Annotated in this window: 23 protein-coding genes and 1 riboswitch; of the genes, 16 read left to right on the plus strand and 7 right to left on the minus strand. The window is 63.5% G+C overall.

Going from position 1 to position 24,413, the window contains the following annotated elements; all coding sequences use genetic code 11:
* Nucleotide 1: 1 nt before the first annotated feature.
* Nucleotides 2–448 carry an RT0821/Lpp0805 family surface protein gene (locus AB7I51_RS07625; protein WP_428403714.1) on the minus strand — a complete coding sequence of 149 codons (447 nt, stop codon included), beginning with the start codon at nucleotides 446–448 and terminating at the stop codon, nucleotides 2–4.
* Between the two features lie 101 nt (nucleotides 449–549).
* On the opposite strand from AB7I51_RS07625, the gene pdxH reads away from it, so the two are divergent.
* From pdxH to AB7I51_RS07645, 4 genes are all read left to right on the plus strand, one after another.
* Nucleotides 550–1,164 (plus strand): pyridoxamine 5'-phosphate oxidase, encoded by a 615-nt coding sequence (gene pdxH / locus AB7I51_RS07630; protein ID WP_428403713.1) that lies wholly within the window; start codon nucleotides 550–552, stop codon nucleotides 1,162–1,164.
* Nucleotides 1,161–1,742 carry a TIGR02301 family protein gene (locus AB7I51_RS07635; RefSeq protein WP_428403712.1) on the plus strand — a complete coding sequence of 194 codons (582 nt, stop codon included), beginning with the start codon at nucleotides 1,161–1,163 and terminating at the stop codon, nucleotides 1,740–1,742. The genes pdxH and AB7I51_RS07635 overlap by 4 nt, the downstream gene beginning before the upstream one ends.
* A 74-nt stretch (nucleotides 1,743–1,816) precedes the next feature.
* A complete protein-coding gene (locus tag AB7I51_RS07640) occupies nucleotides 1,817–2,071 on the plus strand; it encodes a hypothetical protein (RefSeq protein ID WP_428403711.1) in 255 nt (84 codons plus the stop codon).
* 211 nt (nucleotides 2,072–2,282) lie between these two features.
* Nucleotides 2,283–3,377 carry a histidine phosphatase family protein gene (locus AB7I51_RS07645; RefSeq protein ID WP_428403710.1) on the plus strand — a complete coding sequence of 365 codons (1,095 nt, stop codon included), beginning with the start codon at nucleotides 2,283–2,285 and terminating at the stop codon, nucleotides 3,375–3,377.
* A gap of 195 nt (nucleotides 3,378–3,572) precedes the next feature.
* Here the strand turns inward: AB7I51_RS07645 and AB7I51_RS07650 are convergent, their stop codons facing one another.
* Nucleotides 3,573–4,679, minus strand: a complete 1,107-nt coding sequence (locus tag AB7I51_RS07650; RefSeq protein ID WP_428403709.1) for a cupin domain-containing protein — start codon at nucleotides 4,677–4,679, stop codon at nucleotides 3,573–3,575.
* A gap of 297 nt (nucleotides 4,680–4,976) precedes the next feature.
* On the opposite strand from AB7I51_RS07650, the gene AB7I51_RS07655 reads away from it, so the two are divergent.
* The 8 genes from AB7I51_RS07655 (at nucleotide 4,977) to AB7I51_RS07690 (ending at nucleotide 13,075) form a co-directional block, all read left to right on the plus strand.
* On the plus strand, nucleotides 4,977–6,248 hold the full coding sequence (locus AB7I51_RS07655) for an Nramp family divalent metal transporter (RefSeq protein WP_428403749.1): 1,272 nt from the start codon (nucleotides 4,977–4,979) through the stop codon (nucleotides 6,246–6,248).
* An 89-nt stretch (nucleotides 6,249–6,337) separates the two neighbouring features.
* Nucleotides 6,338–7,381 carry an HpcH/HpaI aldolase/citrate lyase family protein gene (locus AB7I51_RS07660; RefSeq protein WP_428403708.1) on the plus strand — a complete coding sequence of 348 codons (1,044 nt, stop codon included), beginning with the start codon at nucleotides 6,338–6,340 and terminating at the stop codon, nucleotides 7,379–7,381.
* 88 nt (nucleotides 7,382–7,469) lie between these two features.
* Entirely contained in the window at nucleotides 7,470–7,802 is a 333-nt protein-coding gene (gene hspQ / locus AB7I51_RS07665) for a heat shock protein HspQ (RefSeq protein WP_409981439.1), read from the plus strand.
* 101 nt (nucleotides 7,803–7,903) lie between these two features.
* A riboswitch (glycine riboswitch) is annotated at nucleotides 7,904–7,993 on the plus strand.
* A 156-nt stretch (nucleotides 7,994–8,149) separates the two neighbouring features.
* Complete coding sequence (gcvT, locus tag AB7I51_RS07670) at nucleotides 8,150–9,310, plus strand: glycine cleavage system aminomethyltransferase GcvT (RefSeq protein WP_428403707.1); 1,161 nt, start codon at nucleotides 8,150–8,152, stop codon at nucleotides 9,308–9,310.
* Nucleotides 9,307–9,681, plus strand: a complete 375-nt coding sequence (gcvH, locus tag AB7I51_RS07675; protein WP_428403706.1) for a glycine cleavage system protein GcvH — start codon at nucleotides 9,307–9,309, stop codon at nucleotides 9,679–9,681. The genes gcvT and gcvH overlap by 4 nt, the downstream gene beginning before the upstream one ends.
* A gap of 18 nt (nucleotides 9,682–9,699) precedes the next feature.
* Nucleotides 9,700–11,040, plus strand: a complete 1,341-nt coding sequence (gene gcvPA / locus AB7I51_RS07680; protein ID WP_428403705.1) for an aminomethyl-transferring glycine dehydrogenase subunit GcvPA — start codon at nucleotides 9,700–9,702, stop codon at nucleotides 11,038–11,040.
* Entirely contained in the window at nucleotides 11,040–12,584 is a 1,545-nt protein-coding gene (gene gcvPB, locus AB7I51_RS07685) for an aminomethyl-transferring glycine dehydrogenase subunit GcvPB (protein ID WP_428403704.1), read from the plus strand. Before gcvPA ends, gcvPB begins: the two co-directional genes overlap by 1 nt.
* Before the next feature lie 143 nt (nucleotides 12,585–12,727).
* Nucleotides 12,728–13,075, plus strand: coding sequence for a hypothetical protein (locus tag AB7I51_RS07690; RefSeq protein WP_428406173.1), 348 nt, complete (start codon nucleotides 12,728–12,730; stop codon nucleotides 13,073–13,075).
* A 128-nt stretch (nucleotides 13,076–13,203) separates the two neighbouring features.
* On the opposite strand, the gene AB7I51_RS07695 is transcribed toward AB7I51_RS07690, so the two are convergent.
* Nucleotides 13,204–14,277: a cytochrome-c peroxidase gene (locus AB7I51_RS07695; protein WP_428403702.1), complete on the minus strand. Its 1,074-nt coding sequence runs from the start codon at nucleotides 14,275–14,277 to the stop codon at nucleotides 13,204–13,206.
* Nucleotides 14,278–14,563: 286 nt separating this feature from the next.
* Nucleotides 14,564–15,208, minus strand: a complete 645-nt coding sequence (locus AB7I51_RS07700) for a S24 family peptidase (RefSeq protein ID WP_428403701.1) — start codon at nucleotides 15,206–15,208, stop codon at nucleotides 14,564–14,566.
* A gap of 118 nt (nucleotides 15,209–15,326) precedes the next feature.
* Here AB7I51_RS07700 and AB7I51_RS07705 point away from each other — a divergent pair, with 118 nt between their 5' ends.
* The 3 genes from AB7I51_RS07705 to AB7I51_RS07715 all read left to right on the plus strand — a co-directional run bounded on the left by AB7I51_RS07705 (nucleotide 15,327) and on the right by AB7I51_RS07715 (nucleotide 19,192).
* Nucleotides 15,327–16,274, plus strand: coding sequence for an IS1595 family transposase (locus tag AB7I51_RS07705; RefSeq protein ID WP_428403700.1), 948 nt, complete (start codon nucleotides 15,327–15,329; stop codon nucleotides 16,272–16,274).
* 567 nt (nucleotides 16,275–16,841) lie between these two features.
* Complete coding sequence (locus AB7I51_RS07710) at nucleotides 16,842–17,597, plus strand: hypothetical protein (RefSeq protein WP_428403699.1); 756 nt, start codon at nucleotides 16,842–16,844, stop codon at nucleotides 17,595–17,597.
* Nucleotides 17,598–17,809: 212 nt separating this feature from the next.
* Complete coding sequence (locus AB7I51_RS07715) at nucleotides 17,810–19,192, plus strand: SLC13 family permease (RefSeq protein WP_428403698.1); 1,383 nt, start codon at nucleotides 17,810–17,812, stop codon at nucleotides 19,190–19,192.
* Between the two features lie 4 nt (nucleotides 19,193–19,196).
* Here the strand turns inward: AB7I51_RS07715 and AB7I51_RS07720 are convergent, their stop codons facing one another.
* From AB7I51_RS07720 to AB7I51_RS07730, 3 genes are all read right to left on the minus strand, one after another.
* Nucleotides 19,197–21,053, minus strand: a complete 1,857-nt coding sequence (locus AB7I51_RS07720; protein WP_428403697.1) for a cation:proton antiporter — start codon at nucleotides 21,051–21,053, stop codon at nucleotides 19,197–19,199.
* A gap of 262 nt (nucleotides 21,054–21,315) precedes the next feature.
* Nucleotides 21,316–21,747: a DUF2147 domain-containing protein gene (locus AB7I51_RS07725; protein ID WP_428403696.1), complete on the minus strand. Its 432-nt coding sequence runs from the start codon at nucleotides 21,745–21,747 to the stop codon at nucleotides 21,316–21,318.
* Between the two features lie 85 nt (nucleotides 21,748–21,832).
* On the minus strand, nucleotides 21,833–23,056 hold the full coding sequence (locus AB7I51_RS07730) for a glycosyltransferase family 4 protein (protein WP_428403695.1): 1,224 nt from the start codon (nucleotides 23,054–23,056) through the stop codon (nucleotides 21,833–21,835).
* 71 nt (nucleotides 23,057–23,127) lie between these two features.
* Between AB7I51_RS07730 and AB7I51_RS07735 the strand changes: the two genes are divergently transcribed.
* On the plus strand, nucleotides 23,128–24,003 hold the full coding sequence (locus tag AB7I51_RS07735) for an alpha/beta hydrolase (protein WP_428403694.1): 876 nt from the start codon (nucleotides 23,128–23,130) through the stop codon (nucleotides 24,001–24,003).
* The last annotated feature ends 410 nt before the right edge of the window (nucleotides 24,004–24,413 follow it).

Genomic DNA, 24,413 nt, shown 5'->3' on the forward strand with positions numbered 1-24,413 from the left:
GTCACCCTTTCCTGAATGGCTTCACCTCGGTGAGCGCCCATTCGTCAGTTTTTTCGCGACAGGCGGCGCCCTGCAGGCTTTCCTGCGTTTCCTTCACCGCAATGTCGGCCTGGAAGGCGCGGCAGATCCTGCCTTCCAGCGGATAGGGCTGGCCAATCGGCGTGAAGGAGCCCTTGGCGCCGGTCTGCGGATTGTCCCAATTGACACTCGCCCCGCTTCCCTGCGGATCGAGCGCGGTGCTCATGGCGGCGGTGGCGCGGCGAAGATCTTCCCCCTCCAGCGCGTGCGACAATTTCGGCGCGGACTTCGGTATAGTGCTGGTGACGTCGGATGCGACGCGATCCGAATTCCACATGGAAGGCTTCGAGACCATCGGCACGGCGATCGAACAGCCGGCGAGCCCGCCGGCTGTCGCCGACAGGGCGATAAGCCATGCGCCGCGCGACATTTGAGCAATGGCGCAAGCGGCGGTATGTCTGACGCGCAGGATTTGCAAAAGGCCACCTTCGAAGCGCCGAACATTGGCTCGGCTTGAGAAAGGATTCTCGCTTGAACGCGTTAACGCCCGGTGACTTTGTCGACGCCGCCGAGCCTTTCGCATTGTTCGCGCAATGGTTCGAGGAAGCGAAAAGCAAGGAGCCGAACGATCCCGAGGCGATGGTCCTGGCGACGGCGGACGCCGGCGGCCTGCCCGACGCGCGCATGGTGCTGCTGAAGGAATGGACGCCCGACGGCTTCGTATTCTACACCAACGCCGAGAGCGCCAAGGGGCGCCAGCTCGAGGAAAATAGGCAGGCGGCGGGGCTTTTTCACTGGAAGTCGCTTCGCCGTCAGGTGCGGCTGCGCGGACCCGTCGTCCCTGTCAGCGACGCCGAGGCGGACGACTATTTCGCCAGCCGGCCCCGCGACTCCCGCATCGGCGCTTGGGCGAGCCAGCAGTCACGGCCGCTGGAGAGCCGCTTCGCGCTCGAAAAATCGGTGGCCGCCTTCGCCGCCAAATATGCGTTCGGCGCGATTCCCCGGCCGCCCTATTGGCGGGGTTTCCGAATTGCGCCGATCGCGATGGAATTCTGGTCCGATCGGCCGTTCAGGCTTCACGACCGCGTCCGCTTTTACCGGCCGGTGCCCGACGAATCTTGGCGAAAGGAGCGGCTCTACCCATGACGGCGCATTCAAAGCGCACGGCGGCGACGCTCGCCGCAGCGGTCGCCTCGACGCTCCTGGCGAGCGAGGCGGTCGCTCAAGACCCCTTCGATTTTCTGTTCGGCGGCTTCGACAGTCCGCGCCACCATCGGGCGCCGGAACCGCGGCGGACCGAGCGTCCGCCGCCGCGCAAGCGGGACGCCGCAGGGCAGGGGCAGGCGAAGCCGCAAGCTCCAGGCGCGTCGGGAGCGACCGCGACGCAAGGGTCGGCGCCGAGCGGGCCCGAGCGCCCGCCGCCGCCCTATGAGCCGCAGATCACAAGGCTCTCCGAAGTCCTCGGCGCGCTGTCTTTTTTGCGGGACCTCTGCGGCGCCGGCGACGGCGACGAATGGCGCGTAAAAATGGCTGCGCTGCTCGACGCCGACGCGCCGAGCGGATCGCGCCGCCAGAAGTTGATGGCCTCCTTCAACCGCGGATTTCGCGGCTACGAACTGACCTATCGCGCCTGCACGCCCAACGCGAAAACCGCGATTTCCCGCTATCTGGCGGAAGCTTCGCAGCTGACCCGCGACATTACCTATCGTTATGGAAATCCCTGAGGGTTCATTAGCGAAATTAACCTTCCGGCGAGCGTCGCCTCGCGCGGCGCGAGCGGCTTCTTTAAAGTGACGCCATGAACCCATTGAACATCGCCTCGTTGAACGACTTGGGCGGTGAGCAGCAGCGAGCCGCTCTCGCCTATGTCACCGAGGCTTTCGCAGAGGCGATCCTCGCGGGGATCGAAAGCGATTCCTTCGCGCACGCCGCTTTGTCCGCGGCATTGCGCGAATTGGTCGCGACCTATGGCGAGGAGGCAATCGCCGCCTTCGCCGAAACCCTGCCGGCGCGGCTGCGGAGCGGCGAATTCACCACCGGCCTGAGACATTAAATCGCGCTGCGTTTAGGCAGAATCGCCCAAAGGCGGATCGGTTGACGTATCTCAAATATGCAGCGCGCTTTTGGGCGCCTGCGGTCATTCGCCGCCGTTCCGTGAAATCGGACTGACTTTTGCACGCCAAAGCTATAGAACGCCCGACGCCGCACGCCTGGACGCCGGGCGGGTTTGCATGGCGGCTTCCACGCCTTAAATCCGAAACGACATGCCCCGCACGCTTCTGTGTCTCGCGCGCCACGGCGAGACCAACTGGAATATCGAAAGGCGCTTTCAGGGCCAATTCGACATCGCGCTGAACGCCCGCGGACGCGCGCAGGCGGCGGCCTTGGCGAAGGAACTTGGCGGCGTGCATTTCGACCGGGTCTATTCGAGCGATTTGCGTCGCGCGCTCGCCACGGCGAAGCCGATCGCCGGCGTGCGCGGCATCGAAGTCGCCAAGACTCCGGCCTTGCGCGAAAAAGACGACGGCGTTTGGCAGGGACACACGCACGCCGAAGTGCAGGCGGCGCACGCCGACATCTATATGAATTATCTCACGCGCAAGCCGGACTTCGCCGCGCCGCAAGGCGAGAGCCTCGAACATTTCGCCGAGCGGGTGCGCAAGGCTTTGACCCAGATTGCCAAGGAAAGCGCCGGCCAGACCGTCCTCGTCGTCGCCCATGCCGGCGTTCTCGACATCGCCTGGCGCCTTGCCGTCGGCAAGGCGCTCGACGCGAAGCGCGAACATCCGGTGCTCAACGCGACGCCGAATTGGATCGCCTATGAGGACGGAAAATGGTCGCTCGTCGATTGGGCGTCGCCGGAGGGTCGCGCCGAAATCGCCGCGCCGTGGGACGGCCGCGCGTTGCCGCGTCGCGAAGCCGCCCGCGCGCTGATCGTCGATCACGAAAATGACGTGCTGCTGATCCGCTACGCCGGCGGACTGACGCCGCATTTTCTCGCGCTCGGGCATCATCACTTCTGGGCGACGCCGGGCGGCGCGGTCAAGGAAGGCGAAAGCTTCGAATCGACATTGCGTCGGGAGGTCTATGAAGAAACGGGCCTGACCGTCATCGATCCAGGCGAGGTCGTCGCGACGCGGGAATTTCCGATGGAGATCGGCGACGACTGGCATCAGGCGATCGAGCGCTACTATCTCATCCGCACCGCGCGCTTCGCGCCCAAGCCGCGCGACCTGACCGAGGAAGAAAAAATCCATGTGCTCGGCTGGCGCTGGTGGAACGCTGACGAGATCGCGGTCTCCCACGATCTGATCTTCCCCGAGGGGCTCGAGGCGCTACTGCGTAAGATCAGCAAATAAAGAAGCTTGCCGGCGCGCGCCCATTATTGGGCATCCGGCTCATTCGCTCGCTCGGAGAGCGTCATTCCCGGCAGGCCGAAGGCCTGACCGGGAATCCAGAGTCACAACAACGATCATGGCTGTGGCTCTAAATTCCCGATCGCGTTTCGCGCGTCGGGAATGACAGCCGAGCTATTCGAACGGATTTCATATTACTCACTTCGTCATGAACACGTCCCGGCGCGGGAATTTCTCGAACACCGACGGGTCCTGGCCGAAATTCGTCGCGAGAATGTCGGTCGGATTGCCGGCGATCCATTGCGAGAGATCGATCGTCTGATAATGGGCATTGTTGAAGACGATGAGCACGCGCACCGTGTCGGTCCCGACATTTTCCAGCGAATGACCCATGCCCTGCGGAATATAGCCGACGTCGCCTTTCGAGAACGTCTCCTGACGCCAACGTCCCTTTGATCCAAAGAGCGTGACGCAAAGCTGGCCGCTCAGCACATATTGCCATTCGGAAGCATTCGGATGCCAATGCAATTCGCGAAGCGCGCCCGGCTCCATTTCCAGAACGACGCCGGTCATCGTCGTCGAAATCGGGAATTGCGCGCCATCGACGCGCCATTCGATTCCGCCCGGGAACGTCTCAAACGGCCTTTGCGACAGCAGGCTGTATTTGTGGGTGAGCGGCGGCGGCTTCCATCCCTGCAGCGGCGGCGCCGGGGTTTCGGGCGGGATATTTCCCCTCGCGAAATAGACCTCTTCCTTGGGGAAACTGTCGAAGGTCGACGCCGGCACGCCGAAATTCTTCGCCAGCAGCTCCTTGGGCGCATGGCCGATCCAGTCGCTGATGCTGAAGGTGCCGAATTCGGAGAAATAGCCATTGTCGAAGACGAGAATGAAGTGGCAGAGGTCCTTGCCTAGCGTCTCGATCACATGGCCATGGCCGCGCGGGAAATACCAAAGGTCGCCCGCTTCGAAGTCATTGGTCTCGGAGCAGCCCGCCGGATCAATGACGGTGGTGCGCACTCGACCCTCGGTGACGAATCCCCATTCCGCCGCCGTCGCGTGCCAATGCAGTTCGCGCATGACGCCCTGCTCCATGCGCATCGACACGCCGGCGATATCCTTGGAGATCGGCAGCTGGGCGACGGTCGCCTCCTTGCCATAGCTCGCGCCGTCGACGCGCCCTTGCGATTTTTCGAGTTCGAACTTGAACGTCGGCAACTCGGCGCCCGATGTCACGGGGTCGGGCACGTTGTTGTGAAAGCTCGGATGTCCGCCTTCAGAGCTGATCGGGATCGTGAGTTGGAACATTTACAAACCCCGCTGTTTTCGGCGCGAATCGATTGATCGCGTTAGCATATGATCGATTTTGCGCGGCGACGACCCGGCTTGAAAAGATTCGCCGCGCTAGACAAGTTCGGCGTGCGCCAAGTGCTTCGCCCACCGCTGAAATATAGCGCCCAAGATTTACATGGGTGACAAAGGACAGCCTTAAGGCGAAAACTCCTCGCGGAGGAAATCCCACGTCCGGCGATCGCCGGCGCGGCTGTGGAGAAAATTGTGACGCCAGCGACGACCGCCCATGCGCCGATTCCGCAACGAGGCGATATGCGCCGATCGGTGCATGTGCCCGAGGGCGGCAAATTTCTTCGGCGACTCTTCGTCTTTCTTGGTCCGGGCTATCTCGTCGCCACCGGCTACATGGACCCAGGCAATTGGGCGACGGCGCTCGCCGGCGGGTCGAAATTCGGCACGGCGCTGCTGTTCGTCGCGGTGCTCTCCAGCCTGATGGCGATCGTGCTGCAGTCGCTTGCGGCGCGGCTCGGGGTCGGCGCGGAGCTCGACCTCGCGCAGGCCTGTCGGAAGCATTATTCCTTCCCGGCGGCGGTAAGTCTTTGGCTCCTGGCTGAAGTCGGCATTTTCGCCACCGACCTCGCGGAAGTGATCGGCACGGCGATCGGCCTGCAATTGCTGTTCGGCCTGCCGCTCGCGGTCGGCATTCTCGTCACCGTGCTCGACACTTTTCTGGTGCTTGCGCTGGAACGCGTCGGCTTTCGCAAAATCGAGCTTTTCGTCGTGGCGATGCTGGCGCTGATCACAATGTCGTTTACCGCCCAGCTCATCATGGCGCGCCCAGACATGGCGCAGGTCGCGGCGGGTCTGATCCCCACGCGCCGTTTTTTCACCGATCCCGAAATGCTCTACATCGGACTGGGCATTCTCGGCGCGACGGTGATGCCGCACAATCTCTTTCTGCATTCCTTCGTCGTGCAGACCCGCGCCGTCGCCGAGCCCATCGAAAAGAAGCGCGAGGCGATCCGCTTCGCGGTGATCGACAGCACGCTGGCGCTGTTTCTCGCTTTGCTCATCAATGGCGCGATACTGGTTCTAGCGGCCGCCGTTTTCCACGCGACCGGCCACACAGAAGTCGCCGAGCTTGGCGAAGCCTACAGGCTGATCGCGCCGCTGCTTGGACAGCCGGTCGCGGCGACGCTTTTCGCCGTAGCGCTGATCGCCTGCGGGTTGAATTCCACGGTGACGGCCACCCTCACCGGCCAGATCGTGATGGAGGGGTTCGTGCGGCTGCGGATGAAGCCGGCGTTGCGGCGCCTCATCACCCGCAGCATCGCCATCGCGCCGGCGATCGGGGTGACGCTTTACGCCGGCGAATCGGCGACAGCGCAGCTGCTCGTCTTGAGCCAGGTGGCGCTGAGCGTGACTTTGCCCTTCGCCGTGGTGCCGCTCGTCGCCTTCACGGCGCAGCGCAGCGTCATGGGCGAACTCGTCGCGCCGAGGCGGACCACCGCCGTCGCGGCGGTCATCGCGACGGCGATCATCGCGCTCAACATCAAGCTGCTCTGCGACGCGGTGGCTGGTTGAGCGGCGCGCGCCCGTGACAGCGCGCGCCATTGCCAAGGCGACGCAAGTGGTTTAGCTCGACGCAGCTTTTCGCCGGAGTTGCGACAGAAATGAAACTGCCTAATCAATTCTACCGTCCGCTCGCCATCGGCGCCCCGGCGCCTCTGCGGGAGCCGCCCGTCAAGGTCGAGCGGATGATTCATTTCGTGCCGCCGCATCTGGAAAAATTGCGCGCCAAGGTCCCCGAACTCGTCAAACAGGTCGACGTTGTTCTCGGCAATCTCGAAGACGCGATCCCAGCCGACGCCAAGCAGGCGGCTCGCGCCGGCTTCATCGAGATGGCCAAGGCGACCGACTTCGGCTCGACCGGCCTGTGGACGCGCATGAATGCGCTCAACAGCCCCTGGGCGCTCGACGACATGATCGACATCGTCGGCGCCGTTGGCGATAAGCTCGACGTCGTCATGCTGCCCAAGGTCGAAGGTCCCTGGGACATCGCCTATCTCGACCAGCTTTTGGCGCAGCTCGAAGCCCGCCATGGCGTGAAAAAGCCGATCCTTATTCACGCGATTCTGGAAACGGCGGAAGGCGTCAAAAATGTCGACGCCATCGCTTCAGCGTCGCCGCGCATGCATGGCATTTCGCTGGGTCCGGCCGATCTCGCCGCCTCCCGGGCGATGAAGACAACGCGCGTCGGCGGCGGCCATCCCGACTATAAGGTGATCGCCGACGCCGAGCCGGGACAGGGGTTGCGCGCCTCCTACCAGCAGGACCTTTGGCATTACACCATCGCCAAGATGGTCGACGCCTGCGCCTCCGCCGGCATCAAGGCGTTCTACGGCCCCTTTGGCGATTTCTCCGACTCGCCGGCCTGCGAGGCGCAGTTCCGCAACGCGTTTTTGCTCGGCTGCGCCGGCGCCTGGTCGCTGCATCCGTCGCAGATCGCCATCGCCAAAAAGGTCTTCTCGCCCGATCCGCAGGAAGTCGCCTTCGCCAAGCGGGTGCTCGAAGCCATGCCGGACGGCACCGGCGCAGTGATGATCGACGGCCGCATGCAGGACGACGCCACCTGGAAGCAATGCAAGGTCGTCGTCGACCTTGCCACACAGGTCGCCGCGAAAGACGCCGACTTCGCCAGGATCTATGGGTTGTAAATGCGGCCGGCGGCGCGACGCAATTGACGATCGGTCGCCCTCTGCGTTAGTAAAAAGCAAGTAAACAGCCTTGTAAGGGCGCTTTCGAATGCCGCGCGAGAACGTCGCCAAATTCGCCATCGGGCAGGTGGTCAAGCATCGCCGTTATCCGTTTCGCGGCGTGATCTATGACGTCGACCCGGTCTTCGCCAACACCGAGGAATGGTGGCTGTCGATTCCCGAAGAATTGCGTCCGCGCAAGGACCAGCCCTTTTACCATCTCTTCGCCGAAAATGCCGAAACCGAATATGTCGCCTATGTGTCGGAGCAGAATCTTCTGCCCGACGACAGCAACCGGCCGGTCCGTCACCCGCAGGTCGATGAAACCTTCGAGCGCGACGACGACGGCGTCTATCGCATGCGGGCGCCGAAACGCCACTGAATCATTGCGATCCAATAGCCGGCTTTAGCGCGCTGCAAAAAAAAGACGCAGCCGGCAGGATTGACGATCGCGCGAATCGCCCACATCTTGAAAAGAGGTCAAACTTCTTCGCGGGAGAGACCGGCGCTTGCGCCGGCGCCGAAGGCGAAACCGCCCCGGAAACGCTCAGGCTAAAGGACCGCGACGAAGCATAACTCTGGAAAGCGGCGAGGCGCGCGAGCGTTTCGCCCACCGAAGGGCGTAACCTGCGGCTTTTGCGCAGGGAAATCTCTCAGGTCACCGGACAGAGGGGGCGCGCTGCAAAGTTAAAGCTTTGCTGCGCGAGCCATGTTCTGCCGGAGTTGACCGTGACCGTGACCGTGACCGAGATCGACGTCGCGACCCCTGCGCCAGCGCTGATCAAGCTTCCGCTCGATGCGTTGCATCGGCGGCTTGGCGCGCGCATGGCGCCCTTTGCCGGCTACGACATGCCGCTGCAATACGAGGCCGGCATCGTCGCGGAAACGCTTCATACGCGGCGCGCCGCCAGCCTGTTCGACGTTTCGCATATGGGGCAGGCGATTCTTGGCGGCGCCGGCGCGGCGCGAGCGCTCGAATCTTTGACGCCGGCGGATTTGATCTCGCTTGCGCGGGAGCGCACGCGCTACACGCAGCTCCTCAACGAGAATGGCGGCATTCTCGACGATCTCATGATCACGCGACTGCCGGGCGTCGAGGAGCGGCTGCTTCTCGTCGTCAACGCCGCGCGCAAGCAGCATGACTTCGCGCTCATCGGCGACGCGCTTCGGCAGTTCGACTTCAATCCCTTAGACCGCGCGCTGCTCGCCCTTCAGGGGCCGCGCGCGGCCGCGGTCCTCGGCGCACTCCTCCCCGGCGCCGAGGACCTTGCTTTCATGGGCTGGCGCGCCTTCGATTTTGGCGGCGCGCCGCTCTTCGTGTCGCGCAGCGGCTATACTGGCGAAGACGGCTTCGAACTGTCGGTGCGCGCCGAACACGCCGAGGACCTCGCGCATCTTCTGCTCGCGCATGAAGAGGTTGCGCCGGCGGGTCTCGGCGCGCGCGACGCTCTGCGCCTGGAGGCCGGCCTGCCGCTCTACGGTCACGATCTCGACGAAACCACCGACACGGTCGAAGCGGGTCTCGGCTGGTCGATCGGCAAACGCCGGCGCGCCGAGGGCGGATTCCCCGGCGACGCGCGCATTCGCCAAGCATTCGAGCAGGGTCCTTCGCGCCTGCGAATGGGACTTCTTCCGCAATCGAAGGCGCCGTTGCGCGAGGGCGCAGAGCTTTATGCATCTGAGAATGTCGTCGGACATGTCACGTCGGGCGGCTTTTCGCCGACGCTGCAGCGCCCGATCGCGATGGGCTATGTCGCCATCAAATACGCGAAAGTCGGCGAGACGCTATCAGCGACGCTGCGCGACAAGCGCATCGCGGTCGATGTGGCGGCGCTGCCTTTCGTTACGCATCGCTATTTCAAACCGCCGGCTGGAAAGGACGCGAGATGAGCGATCTCCGCTACTCCAAGGACCATGAATATGTCGCGCTCGACGGCGATGTCGCGACGCTGGGCATATCGGATTACGCGCAGGCGCAACTTGGCGACATCGTTTTCATCGAATTGCCAGATGTCGGCAAGAAGGTCGCGAAGGGCAAGGAGGTTGCCGTCATCGAAAGCGTGAAGGCGGCGAGCGAAGTCTATTCGCCGTTGAGCGGCGAAGTCGTTGAAGTGAATCCGGAGCTCGGCGAAACCCCGGCGCTCGTCAATGATGATCCGCTCGGACGCGGCTGGCTGGTCAAGCTGCGGATCAGCGATCCCGGCGAATGCGCTTCGCTGATGGATGAGCCCGCCTATTCGAGCTTTCTGAAGACGCTTTGAGCGCAAGGAAAATTAGCGATGCGCTATCATCCATTGTCAGAACCCGACAGAAACGCGATGCTCGCGGCGATCGGCGTCCCGTCCATCGAAGAGCTTTACGCCGACGCGCCGCCTCAGACGCTGCTGAAAACGCCGCTCCCACTGCCGAATGGCAAGTCGGAACTCAACGTCGAGCGCTTCTTCGCTCGCCTCGCCGCGCGCAATCTGCCCGCGTCGCGCGCGCCTTTCTTCGTCGGCGCCGGCGCCTATAAGCATCACATTCCCGCAAGCGTCGATCATCTCATTCAGCGCTCGGAATTCCTGACCAGCTACACGCCCTATCAGCCCGAAATTTCTCAGGGCACGCTGCAATATCTGTTCGAATTCCAGACCCAGGTCGCTCTCTTGACCGGCATGGAAGTCGCCAACGCCTCAATGTATGACGGCTCCACCGCGACCGCCGAGGCCGTGCTGATGGCGCATCGCTTGACCAGGCGGCGCAAGGCGCTTCTTTCTGGCGGGTTGCATCCACATTACGCCGAAGTGGTGCGCACCATCTCGCGCCTTGCCGAAGATGAGGTCGAGACGATGGCGCCTGACATTCGCGCCGTCGAAAATCTCATCGCGCAGATCGACGACACATTTTCCTGCGTCGTCGTGCAGACGCCCGATGTTTTCGGCAATCTGCGCGATCTGACGAAGGTTGCGGAAGCCTGCCATAAGAATGGCGCGCTGCTCGTCGCCGTCTTCACCGAAGCCATGTCGCTCGGCCTTCTCAAATCGCCAGGCGAGATGGGCGCCGACATCGTCGTCGGCGAAGGCCAGTCGATCGGCAATGCGCTGAATTTCGGCGGACCCTATGTCGGCCTCTTCGCCACGCGGCACGAATTTTTGCGGCAGATGCCCGGCCGTCTCGCCGGCGAAAGCGTCGACGCCGACGGCAGGCGCGCCTATGTGCTGACGCTGTCGACGCGCGAGCAGCATATCCGCCGCGACAAGGCGACGTCGAACATCTGCACCAATTCCGGCCTCTGCGCGCTCGCCTTCAACATTCATCTGACCTTGCTCGGCGAAGCAGGGCTGACGCGGCTCGCGCAGGTCAACCATGCCAACGCCGTCCTGCTGGCGGAAATGCTAGGCAACGTTCCGAAGGTCGAGGTTCTCAACGAGAATTTCTTCAATGAATTTACGCTGCGCGTCGAGGGCGACGCCGCCGCGCTCGTCGAGAAAATGGCGGCGCGGGGCGTCCTCGCCGGCGTTCCCGTCTCGCGGCTTTTGCCGCGCGCCGGCCTCGACGATCTCCTCATCGTCGCCAGCACCGAAGTCAATACAAATGAAGATCGCGACGCCTTCGTCGCGGCGCTGAAGGAGTCGCTCTGATGCTCGACAGACCCGCGATTGTCGAACCGCTCGACGACGACAGAATTCCCGCGACCTTCACCAGCAATCGCGGGCTCGATCAGGAAGAGCCGCTGCTCTTCGACATCGGCCGCCTTGACGCGACCGGCGTCGACATCGATGCGCCGGCGCCGGTCGCGACGCGACTCGGCGCGCTCGAGCGCAAGACGCCCATCGGTTTGCCGGGCCTTACCGAACCGGAGACGATGCGCCATTATGTGCGACTGTCGCGCAAGAATTATTCGATCGACGCCGGTCTCTATCCGCTCGGCTCCTGCACGATGAAGCATAATCCGCGCAGCAACGAAAAGATCGCGCGCTATGAGGGCTTCGCCGATCTTCATCCGCTTCAGCCGCAATCGACCGCGCAGGGCGCGCTGGAGCTGATGCAGACTCTCGCCGACTGGCTGATGACGCTGACCAATATGCAGGCGGTGGCGCTGTCGCCGAAGGCCGGCGCGCATGGCGAACTCTGCGGGATGATGGCGATCAAGACGGCCATCGCGGCGAAGGGCGAAAGCGCGACGCGCAATGTCGTGCTCATTCCGCAATCCGCACATGGCACCAATCCCGCGACGGCGGCGTTGCTCGGCTTTTCGGTTCGCGTCGTGCCGGCGGCGCCGGATGGCACCGTGCGCGCCGAGGCGGTCAAGGAGGCGCTCGGCGCCGATGTCGCCGCGATCATGCTGACCAACCCCAACACTTGTGGCCTGTTCGAACGCGAGATCGTCGAGATCGCCGAGGCGGTCCATGAGGCCGGCGGCTATTTCTATTGCGACGGCGCGAATTTCAACGCCGTCGCCGGCGTCGCGCGGCCGGGCGACTTCGGCGTCGACGCCATGCATATCAATCTGCACAAGACCTTCTCGACGCCGCATGGCGGCGGCGGACCGGGCGCCGGCCCTGTGGTTCTATCGGAACGTCTCGCGCCTTTCGCGCCCGTCCCCTTCATTCGCCGCAAGGGCGACGCGCTGGAGCTTGTCGAAGACGCTGAGGGGACGCAGAGCTTCGGCCGCCTCACCGCCTTCCACGGGCAGATGGGCATGTTCGTGCGGGCGCTCGCCTATATGCTGGCGCATGGCGCCGACGGGCTGGCGCAGGCCTCGAAAGACGCCGTGCTCGCGGCGAATTATGTCCGCGCGTCGCTGCGCGATTTGATGACTCAGCCGTTCGGCGATCGAATCTGCATGCATGAAGTGCTGTTCGACGACGCCTGGCTGCGCGGAACCGGCGTGACGACGCTCGATTTCGCCAAGGCGATGATCGACGAAGGCTATCATCCGATGACGATCTATTTCCCGCTCGTCGCGCATGGCGCCATGCTCATCGAGCCGACGGAATCGGAATCCAAGGCCTCTCTCGATCTCTTCATCGCGACGCTGCGCGATCTTGCGCAAAGCGCCAAGGCCGGAGATCTGACGCGTTTCACCCAGGCCCCGCGGCTCGCGCCGCGCCGCCGCGTCGATGAAACGCTGGCGGCGAGAAAGCCGGTGCTGCGTTGGGAGAAAAATGAGAAGGCCGCTTAGAGTATTTTCCGCCAAAGCGGACGCCGGTTCGGCATAGAAATTGAGTCAATTCAAGGAACTAGGGCGCGCCGCGAAAAGCGCGAGCCGGTTTTCGCTCAGAGCGCGCTCTAGCTATTCACAACGAGTTGGAAGGAAAGCAGATCATGTCGAAACCGTTTCAAATTTCACTGGCGCCTGAGCGACTTTTCCAGCCGATCAATCCTTTGACCTTTTTTCAGCAAGGCGCGTCGTTTGGGATCATCAATGTCAATTTCGGGCAAACCCCTCGCCCTGAGGTAGAGCAGGAAATTCTCGAAGAAGTCGGCAGCTACGGCCGCCAATTGGGCCGCATCGGCGACGCGCTCGAAATCCTGCTGAAAAATTTCGAGCCACGCGACCAAGAGGAGCGCGACGCGATCGATGCGTTTCGGGGTCAGCTTGCCGGCATCCGCCAGATTAAAAGGCGCATGGAAAGCCGGCGCGACTCGCGCGCCACGACATTCCAAACATAGAGCGCAGCTCGCGAAAACGTCGAATCCGGCTTTCGCGTGAAGCGCGCTCCAAGCTTTTTAAGATCGATCGCGTCATCTGCGTTTAGGCGACTTCGCCTAAACGCCGCACGATCAATTCCAGCGGCGGCTCAAGGCGCGAGCGGCGCGGTGCGCGGCGGCAGAATCGGCAGGACCACTTCGGGCTGGCGCCCGGTCAGCGAATCGAGGAACGCGACAATCTTGTCGGTCTCGTCGGCGCTCAGTTGGACGCCGAGCTGGCTCTCGCCCATCACCGCGACGGCCTTCTTCAGATCGAAGGTCGCGCCAGTGTGGAAATAGGGCGCGGTCAGTTCGACATTGCGCAGCGAGGGAACTTTGAAAGCGTATTTGTCGGCGATCGCCTTGGTGACCGCGTAGCGGCCCCAGTCGTCCGGCGGCAGAAATTCCGGCGCCGGCTGTTTGACGACGCCGAAACGCGCATACATGGCGCCGCCGACATTGACGCCATTGTGGCAGGTCGCGCAGCCCTTATCGATGAAGAGCCTCACGCCTTCCTTCTGCGCGTCGGTGAGCGCCTGATCGTCTCCCTTGAGCCAGCGGTCGAAGGGCGCGTCGGGCGTGATCAGCGTCGCTTCGAAGAGCGCGATGGCGCGGCCGATATTGTCATAGGCGACGGGATCGCTCGAATCTGGAAAGGCCTGTTTGAAGGCCGCGACATAGTCGGGGATCGCCTTGAATTGCTCGACCGCGCGCTGTTTCGCCGCCGCATGTTCGGTCGGATTGATCGGCATCGGGCCGCCGCGCGTTTTCAGCATCGCCTTGGGATTGGCCATCACCGAATTGACCACCTGGTCGGCAAGATTGGCGGCGCGTCCGTCCCAATATTGCGACTTGTTGAAAATCGCGTTCAGCACGGTGAGCACTTCGCGGCCGGCGAGCTGGGCGTTGTGGCCGCCAGAGAGCTTGCCGCCGTCGACGCCGCCCATGCTGAGATTGTGGCAGTCGGCGCAGCTCACGTCGCGCGCCTCGGACAGCCGCGGCTCGAAATAGAGCATCTTGCCGAGCGCGAGTTTTTGCGGCGTCGCGGTCTCGCCGGGAATCGCCGGCGGGGCGGAAGGAATCGGCTCGAACAGCGCCTTCGCGCGATCCCTTAAGGGGACATCGGCGAGCGCCGACCCGCCGAAAAGAAGCGCGACAAGAGAGGCGATCAAAGAAAGACGCATGGCGGCGTTCACCTGGATGGAAGCTGGCGTAAAAGGTCGAGCCTTATAACATAGCTATATCAGCGCGGGGCGTGAGGCGGCCAGCGGCGGCCGGCGGCGGCGAAGCGTCACATGTCATATCGATTCCGGATGATCCGTTCGCTTGGAGCCATGTCATTCCCGGCGGGCCGAAGGCCTGGCCGGGAATCCAGAGCCGATACGGAAATGCTGGTTTTGCGCTGGATTCCCGATCGCGCGCGTTGCGCGCGTGGGGAATGACAGCCGATCAGATCGGCCGGAATTCCTATCACTGGCTCGCCCAGAGGATGCGGGCCATCCAGTTGATCTCGTCGCGGGGAATCGCCCGGTCGGGATAGGCGGGATTGACCGAGCGCAGTTCGATGGTGCGCGCCGTCTCGCGCTTCAGCTCCTTGGCCATGATCTCGCCCGAAGTTGTCTTGACGACGACCCGGTCACCGCGCCGCACCGGCGCGGCGGGCGAGACGATCACCACATCGCCGTCGCGATAGAGCGGCGCCATCGAGTCGCCGGATATTTCCAGCGCGTAGGAATGTTCGTCGGCCCCGGCGAGCACGTCGATCTCGTCCCAGCCGGCGCCGGTGGCGAAGCCCGCGTCGTCGAAAAAGCCGCCGACGCCGGCTTGCGCCAATCCAATCAGCGGCCGTGTGTGGCGCAGCCGGCCGGCGGCGCTGTTCGCGGTCACCAGCGCCATGAATTCGTCGAGCCCGGCGCCGGTCGCCGCCAGCACCTTGGCGATCGATTCGGTCGAGGGCCAGCGCTGGCGTCCGCTCGCCGTCTCGCGCTTGGAGCGGTTGAAGGTCGTCGGATCGAGGCCGGCCTTGCGAGCGAGGCCCGAGGGCGTCAGCCCATAACGCTCGCCGAGCGCGTCGATCGCCGCCCAGATCTGGGCATGGGTGAGGATATCGGACATTGGCGCGCCGCGAATCGGAAGAACTTCCCAATTATATACGTGACAAAGCGCGGCCAAGTTCATATAGTTGGGGGAATCCCAAGCTTGTTAGTGTGTTCCTATTATAGGACTAAAGTCAATGGTTGACTTAACCGCCCCAATCTTCACCGACGCGGAAGCCGCTCGCCAGCACCTTGAGACACAGGTTTGGCCGAATGGTCCCATCTGCCCTCATTGCGGCAATGCCGACGGCGAGCGCATCACCGCGCTTAAGGGCAAGTCTCACCGCCCTGGCCTTTATCAGTGCATGGAATGCCGGGAGCAGTTCACTGTGACCGTCGGCTCCGCCTTTGAGCGTTCCAAAATCCCGCTCAATAAGTGGTTGCTGGCCACCTACCTCTTGAACGCCTCCAAGAAAGGCTACAGCGCCCACCAGTTACACCGCACGCTCGGCGTCACCTATAAGACCGCTTGGTTTATGTTTCACCGCATCCGCGAAGCGATGAAAGACGATGTGGCCACTTCTGGCCCGCTCGGCGGCGAGGGCAAAATCGTCGAGGCCGACGAAACCTACCACGGCAAAAAAGAGACCGTCACCAAGCGCACGAAGCGCGGCAAGCCTTCCCATAGCTCCAAGCGCTCTATCGTCGCTCTTGTGGAGCGCGGCGGGCGCGTCCGCTCTTTCCATGTCGAGACCGCGACCAAGGAAAAGGTCCGCGAAATTCTCGTCACCAACGCCAGCCGCGCCTCAAAGCTCCATACGGACGAGAGCAATTTGTATATGGCGGTCGGCAAGGAGTTTGCCAGCCACGAAACCGTAACTCACAGCGCCGACGAATATGTTCGCGGCGACGTGCATACGAACACGATTGAAGGCTTCTTTTCGATCTTCAAACGCGGGATGCGCGGCGTCTACCAGCTTTGCTCAGAGAAGCACTTACACCGCTATCTGGTCGAATTCGATCACCGCTACAATCACCGCGTCAAACTTGGCTTTGACGATGCCATGCGCGCCGACAAGGCGCTTGCGGGTATCAAGGGGCGTCGACTCTATTACCGCAGACCTGACGAAGCCACGAACGCTTAAGCAGGCCGCGCGCCGCTTCCACAGGTGGCGCAAGGCGCGACTCGACAAAAAGTAGAGAATCGGCCCACCATTTCGTTGCGACCCGTCCAAAGCCCCGGCATGGCATTGCCGGTCACTCGGAGGACGACAACTCGCAGCCACGGCCCCATCCGACGCTCGGCGCGCCCATTAAGGAACGCTACCTTGATCGGGACATGGGGATGCCTCGTGGGCCACTTGAAGCGGTCATGAACGCGGATAGTGGGCCGATGTAGTCATGAACGGCGGCTTATCCGTTCGATGACGGCCAACACCGCAAACCTTTTAGGTCGGCGGCGCGCCGCGACCTGGAGGCAGACCCGATGCGGTCAAAAATCCAGATCGTGGTTGGGATCAAGCTAAACGTCGCCGCGAGCCTATGGGCTCTTTACGCGATTCTTAGTCTTTGGTTCTGACGGGCGGGAGGCTTCGGCCTCCCGTTTCCCCTTATGAGGCTTCGGCGGCATTTTGTGCAGCCGCTTTAGCGTCGCATTCATCCCGGCTACGGCGTCAGTATTATGACTGTTTTTGTTGTCAGAGGCCGCGCCCATGGACTCCCCCTTCTCCAGCCCAAAAGCCCTCCACGCTAGAGCACAAGCTCATATCCGGGAATTCTCTCATAAGGCACACTCACAGTTTCTGGACAGAAAGCCTTACCTCCGCGCCTCCGAGATGAACCCTCACACCAGAGAACAACTCCTTAAGTTGCGATTCACTAAAGAAATTCCGCCAGAACTGCCCTGCATAGCGTTCGACGCCATCAATTGTCTTCGCTCCGCGCTCGACCATTCTGTCTATGACGCCTCTAGAGTCATCAAGCAAGCTGATGTCAGATTCACAAAATTCCCCGTCGGGAAGACGAGGGACGAAGCCGAAAACGAATTCTCCAAGCCCAATCGAGCCATCGACGTCCCCCCATGTATCAGAGATTATATTCTTGATTTCAAACCATATAAGGAAGGCGGCAACCGCCTTCTCTGGGGTCTCAACGAGATCAGGAATGCAAAAATTCATAGGACTCTCGCGCCCGTCGGGGGGATTATAGACGGGCTCGGGATAAGCAACGGCTACATAGGAACAATGGTCACTCTCAGCGAGTGGGACGCCGAGAAAAACGAACTTACATATGCGTCCATCCAAGAGTGTAGAGACCTGCAGTTGCAGGTCTCCGTCGATATAGCGTTCGCTCAATCCACGGAGATGGCGCGAATACCGGTTATTGGCGCTCTTCGCGACGTTTCGAGCATAGTTGCGAGCGTCATCGACGGTCTCGAAGCGGAGACCGCCAGAATCCTTAGCTCCTAATCCATCATCCGGCCTGTCACGCGGTATCATACTACCACATCATTCCGCTTTGTCACGTATATAATTGTGAAGAATTTCCTATCGCTAGGAATATATCTATTAACCATGCCGCACAATAGGAAATCGGCGGGCGGGGCTGGCGCGGGCGGGGCCGAGCGCCATAACTTCCTCTTCCCGCGCGATCTTTCCTGCCGCTCCAACCGCCGAGCTTCATGTCCCCATCGACCGAGCCCGCGTCGAATCGCGCGCGCCACGCCTTCCGCCGCTTCTGGCTCGGGATTCTCGCGACCATCATCGCGGCTGGCGGCGCGACACTGGCCGCCGCCACGTTCCTCGGGGTCGGCGAGGCCCTCGCGCTCTTGCGCCGCCGGCCGGCGCCGACGCCCCAGACGGCGGCCGTCATAGCGATTTTCGCGGCGACCTATCTCGTGCTGGCGATCGGCAAGCTGCCCTATTACCGGCTCGACCGCGCTGGCGGCGCTCTGCTCGGCGCGAGTCTGATGATCGGCGTCGGCGCGCTGAGTCTCGACGAGGCCTATCGAGCCATCGATTTCGACGCGATCACTTTGCTGCTCGGCATGATGATCGTCGTCGCCAATCTGCGCCTTTCGGGATTCTTCCGCCGCGCCGCCGATTGGCTGGCGGATGCCGCGCGGCGTCCGATCCTTCTCCTTGCAGCGGTTGCAACGGCGACCGGATTCTTCTCCGCCTTCCTGGTCAATGACGCGATCTGTCTGGTCATGCCGCCGCTCGTCGTCGATCTGGCGCAGCGCTTGAAGCGCGATCCGACGCCCTATGCGCTTGCGATCCCGCTCGCCTCCAATGTCGGCAGCGTCGCGACGATCACCGGCAATCCGCAAAATATGATCATCGCCGGAGCCTCTGGAATCTCTTATGGCGATTTCGCCCAAGCGCTGTGGCCGATCGCGCTTGGCGGCGTCGCGCTGACGATTGTGCTGGTGGCGCTCGCCTTTCCGCGCGAATTCCTCTCGCACGAAAAACTGGCGCCGATCGCGCCGGCGCCGCGGCCCTATCATGCGGCGATCGCCTCGAAGGCGCTGCTGGTCACGGCGGCGATGATCGCCTGCTTTTTCGCCGGGGTTCCGCCGGCGAAAGTCGCGATCGTCGCCGGCGGGTTGCTGCTGCTCACGAGACGCATCGGCTCGAAGAAAATTTACAGCGAGATCGACTGGCCGCTGCTGCTGATGTTCGCGGGACTTTTCGTGGTTGTCGGTGCCTTCGACAAGGTCGTGCTGACGCCGGGAGAGATCGCCGGATTTGGAGCCCTTCGCCTCGATCAGGCGTCGACACTCGCGCTTCTTTCCGCCGTGCTGTCCAATATCGTCAGCAATGTCCCAGCGGTTCTGGCGCTGAAGCCCTTCGTCGCGCCGCTGAGCGATCCCAAGCGCGCCTGGCTGATCGTCGCCATGGCCTCGACGCTCGCCGGCAATTTCACCCTCGTCGGCTCGATCGCCAATCTGATCGTCGTCGAGCGCGCGCGATCGCTCGGCGTGACGATCGGGTTCTGGACCTATTTCAAGGTCGGCGCGCCGCTGACGCTCGCGACGATCGCGCTGGGGCTGTGGAGGTTGTGAGGCGCTATGCCTCCTCGCTTTCCTCCGCGGCGCGGCCCGAAATGCGTTGGCGCGCGTGTTCTCTTCTGATCTTGCGGTTGCGCTCCGCCTGCCGCACGCGCGCCTTCTCATTGGTCGGCTGCAGCAGCTTGCGGAATTCGTCGCGCTTTTCGTGGATCGAGGCGATGACATAGCCCATCGGCACGCCGATATCGACGAGCACGGTTTCGGCGAGCTGCAGGCTCGCTTCGACTGTTTCGGGAATGGCGTCGCTCGCGCCGAGCTTATAGAGTTCGGTGGCGTGACCAGCGTCGCGGGCGCGCGCGACGATCGTCAGATCGCCGCGAATCTCATGCGCGAGACGAACGATCTCGCCGGTCGCATGGGCGTTTTCGATCGTCACGACGAGCGCGCGCGCCTGCTCCAGCCCGCAGCGCATCAGAAATTCGCGCCTTGTGGCGTTGCCCCAGTAGATTTCGACGCCGTCCTCGCGCGCCTCGGTGACGATCGACACGAGGCTTTCGATCGCGACGAAGGGAATGTCGTGGCGCTTCAGCATGTCGCCGACGAGACTGCCGATCCGGCCGAAGCCGACGATGACGACGCGGTTCTCAGCGATTTCGGCCGAGGGCGTAAGATCCGCGTAAAGCGCTTCGTCCTCGGCTTCCGTCGCCGGCGGCGAGAGCGCCGCGCCGAGCCGCCCGAGCCAGGGAATGGCGAAAATGCTGATCGTGACGACGATCATCGCGTCGGCGCCATTGTGGCCGGGCAGCACGCCGACCGCCATCGCCGAGGTGAGCAGCGCGAAGGCGAATTCGCCGCCCGGCGCGAGCAGAAGCGACGCCTCCACGGCAGGGCGCCAGTCGACGCTAAAGAATCGCGCCAGAGCGAAGATGATCGCCCCCTTAACCGCGATCAGCCCCGCCGCGTAAACGAAGATCGGCAGGGGGTCGGCGGCGACCGCGCCAATGTCGAGCCCGGCGCCGACCGAAACGAAGAAAAGGCCGAGCAGCAGGCCCTTGAACGGTTCGATAGTCACTTCGACCTCGCGGCGGAACTCGGTCTCGGCGAGCAGCAGGCCAGCGATAAAGGCGCCAAGGCCCATCGAGAATCCGGCAGCCGCCGAAAGCGCCGCCTCCCCGATGACGACGAGCAGGCAGGCGGCCATGAAGAGTTCGGTCAGCTGCACCGCCGCGACCATGCGAAACAGCGGCCGCAGCAGCAGCCGTCCGGTGAAGATCAGCGCGCCCATGGCGATGAAGGCGCGTCCGAACGCCCACGCCGCCTCCTCGGCGGTGAAGCCGCCGTTCTTGGCTTCGGCGAGCGCCGAAACCAGAAACAGCGCCGGCGCCACCGCGAGATCCTGCAGCAGCAGCACCGAGAAGGCGACGCGCCCCGAGGTCTTGTTCAAGCGCCGCGCCTCGGCGAGCACCGGCAGGACCACCGCCGTCGACGACATGGCGAGCGCCAGGCCCATTAACAGCGAAGGGCCAAGTTCGACGTGGAAATAATAGAAGCCCACCGCCGCGAGCACGCCGGCGCAGATCACCACCTGCGCGAGCCCCAGTCCGAAGACGAGCCGCCGCATCCGCGCCAGACGCTCCCAGGAGAGCTCCAGGCCGATCATGAACAGCAGGAAGACGAGCCCGAATTCGGCGAGCACCGAGACGCCCTCGCCATTCGTGATGGTGAAATAGCGCGCCCAGTCGTGGTCCTGCGCGAAGCGGCCAAGGCCGAACGGCCCCAGCGCCGCGCCGGCGAAGAGAAAGCCGAGCACCGGCGAAATCTTCATGCGATGGAACAGAGGGACGACGACGCCCGCGGTGGCGAGAAAGACCAGCGCCTCGCGATAGGTTTCCAGATGGATGGTGCCGCCGCTCATGCCGCCTCGTCGCCCACGCGTTTGCGCCGGGATGATAAATGGGTCTCGCGGCGATTGGCGACGAAGACAGCAAGAGTCGCGCCGTAGGGCGCCCCTGGGGCGTCGCCTACAGGCGCAACCCCGGCGCCGCTCGCAAAATCAATCCGATTGACGGCGGAACTCTATCTGATTCGACTGCTGGAGGGCGAAGCGAGCGGCGCCGGCGTCAGACATTTTGATAAGGCTTGTCGATTCATGACATGCTTGAAGATTGCAAAGTCGGCTATTCCTCGGCGCCCGAGCTCTGCGCTTTCGCTCCCGCCCGCCGCCACGTCTCGCTCTTGCAGAGCACGCGCCAGAGACATCCCTTAAGGGTCAATTCATTGGCGGATTTCAGCGCGATGACGCCGTCATAGATGTTGCCGTCTTTTGTATTGTAGAGCTTGCCGCGCCATTCCCTGGGGCCGCTTTTTGATGCGCCGCGCAGGATCACCGTGCCGACCGCGTGCTGCTCCTCGGCGTTTCGAACCGAAATCAGCTTGGCGCAGAGCAGGCCGCCGCAGTCGTAGAAGCTGAATTGCTGACCGCCTTCGGGACGCAGCCAGACCCCATAAGGTTCGCCGCCGGCCTGCGCGGGCGGCGCAAGCGCGACCGCAAGAAAAACGACGGCGAAGCTTTTCCGCCAGGAAAGATCGAAGACGCGAACAGTCTTCATTCGATCGCTCCATTGCCGAGACGACGATGTTAGAGGCTCGCGCCGCTTATTGTCGAATCTTGGTCTGGTGGACCGCGAAGGCGTGTCAACTCGGCTGATCGGCCGGAGAGAGCCCGAGCAGACGTTCGTAGACCTGCAAAGTCGCGCGCTGCATCTCCTCCACCGAGAAGCGCTCCAGAACATTTTTGCGGGCCCGCAGCGCCAGTTCGTCGCGCGCCGAGGCCTTCATGGTCAGCGCCTCGGCGATGGCTTCCGCCAGAGCGGCCGGATCGCCGGACGGCGTCCGCCAGCCGGTGGCGAGTTGGCGCGGGGTCTGCGGCGGCGCCAGGATGATTTCCGGCGCGGCGCCGATGTCGGAGACGATCGCCGGCGCGCCCATCGCCTGCGCCTCGACGGCGATCCGCCCGAACGCCTCGGGCTCGGTCGCCGGCGCGACGATGACCGCGGCGGCGAGATAGGCGGCGGGCATGTCCTCGCAATAGCCGACATGGCGAACGACGCCGCGAAGCCCGGCGCGCTCGATCTGCGTCTCGATGTTTTTGCGAAAGGACTCGCTGTGCGGATCGCCGACGAAGACGACGCGCAGGTCGGCGAAGCCCTCCTTGATGAGGCGCTTGGCCGCCTCGAGCAAAACCGCATGGCCCTTGCGCGCCGAAAGCCGCGCAGGCAGCAGGACGACGCGGTCATAGGGCGCCACGCCCCATTCCGCCCGCAGGCGCTCGACGCGGCGCTGGTCGACGGCGGCGGGCGAAAAGGCGCGCAGATCCGCGCCGCGCGGCACGACGACGACGCGGTCCGCGCATTCGGGATGCAATGCCCGAATGCGCTGCGCGGCATATTCCGAAATCGCGATCACCGCGTCGCCGGCCGCCATGATCGCGTTGTAGCGCAGCTTGATCGCCGACGTTCCGCGATAGGCGCTGTGATAGGTTGTGATGAGCTTCGCGCCGGTCTGCCGGGCGGCGTAATAGGCGACCCAGGCGGGCGCGCGCGAGCGCGCATGGACGATGTCGACGCCCTCGTCGCGGATGATCCGCGCCAGCTGCACGGAATTCAGCGCCATCGCGAAGGGGTTTTTGGTCGCCGCCGGAAACGGCGCCCAGACGCCGCCCTTCGATTGCAATTCGCTGACCATGCGGCCGCCGCGCGAGGCGACGAGACAGCGCGCGCCGACCCTGCTCAAGGCCTCGGCGACATCCACCGTGGCGCGCTCCGCCCCGCCCGACTGGAGGTCGGGCACGATCTGCAGGATCGTCCGTCCGGCCAGTCGCTGCTCGGCGGAGACGATCTGAGCAAGCTGTTGCGACATTGCTAGGCTAATGCGGGCCCCGGACAGAATCATCCGGCCCCCGCATTCTGTTGCGAGATTCTTTACCAACTATGAGCGAAACCGCTATTTTCAATGATGACGGCTCCTTAGACTTCCATCGGACGCGCGTGCCGGACGTTCTCGATTTTCTCGACATTCAAAATCCCGCCGGCGGCGCTTGGCGCATCGCCCGGCGGGTGCGCCCCGCGACGGCGGAAGGCGCGAACGCCCCCGGCCTCGTCTGGCTTGGCGGTTTCGCCTCAGATATGGACGGGACCAAGGCGAGCTTTCTCGACGACTGGGCGCGCGCGCGTGGGCGCGCCTATCTACGCTTCGACTATTCGGGCCATGGCCGCTCGGAGGGGCGTTTCGAAGACGGCTCGATCGGCGACTGGCTCGCGCAGAGCGAGGCCGTTTTCGAGCGCTCGACGCAGGGCCCGCAGATCGTGCTGGGCAGTTCGATGGGCGGCTGGATCGCGCCGCTTCTGGCGCGCCGGCTTGCCGAAAAGGGCGAGAGCGCACGGCTCGCCGGGCTCATTCTGCTTGCGCCGGCGGTCGATTTCACCGAGGCGCTGATGTGGGAGCGTTTCGACGAGGCGACGCGCCGCGAACTGATGGAAAAGGGCGTGTTGCCGGCCAAGGAGCCGGATCACGGGCCGGTCACGCGGCGGCTGATCGAAGAGGGGCGCCATCATCTGATGCTCGGAGGCCTCATCCGCGCTCATGCCCGCGTGCATATTCTGCAGGGCATGCGCGACGAGGCCGTGCCCTGGCGCCATGCGCTGACCATCGTCGAACATCTTAGCGCCGATCCGGTCACGCTGACCTTCATCGCCGACGGCGACCACCGCCTGTCCCGCCCCGAAGACCTCGCCCAGCTCGCCGCCGCCGTCGAGACCATGAGCGCGCCCCCGCCAGGCGAGCCGCCGCCCACTCTTTTCGATTGAAGGGCGCGGCTACCGCGCAGGGGCGCTTGCTGCTAACTTTCTTGGGCGGAATCGCCGAATTCGAGCGCGACTTGATACGCGCCACACCGGCGAAAGCCGCACGCGCCAAGGTGCGCGGCGTTCACATGGGACGACCCCCTGCCCTCACGCCGCACCGGCGCGACGAAGTCTTGCGAGACCTCGCCAAGCGCAAGGCGACGCAGGTCAACATCGCGCGGCGGTTCAACGTGTCGCGGTGCACGATTTCGAGGCTGGCACTATGACGTCGGAAGTCCTGCTTAATCCCGACCATATGTGGACGCCCCTTTGGCAAGAGCTTTTTGACGTGTCAGCGACTCGGTCGGTTGCAGCCATATGTCCGGCCTTTGTGCGCAGCCGTTCTTGGCTGCTGGCCCTGATGCTTTTCGCGG

Origin of the sequence: Methylocystis sp., from assembly GCF_050246715.1 — a bacterium.
In the GTDB taxonomy this organism is placed as follows: Bacteria; Pseudomonadota; Alphaproteobacteria; order Rhizobiales; family Beijerinckiaceae; genus Methylocystis.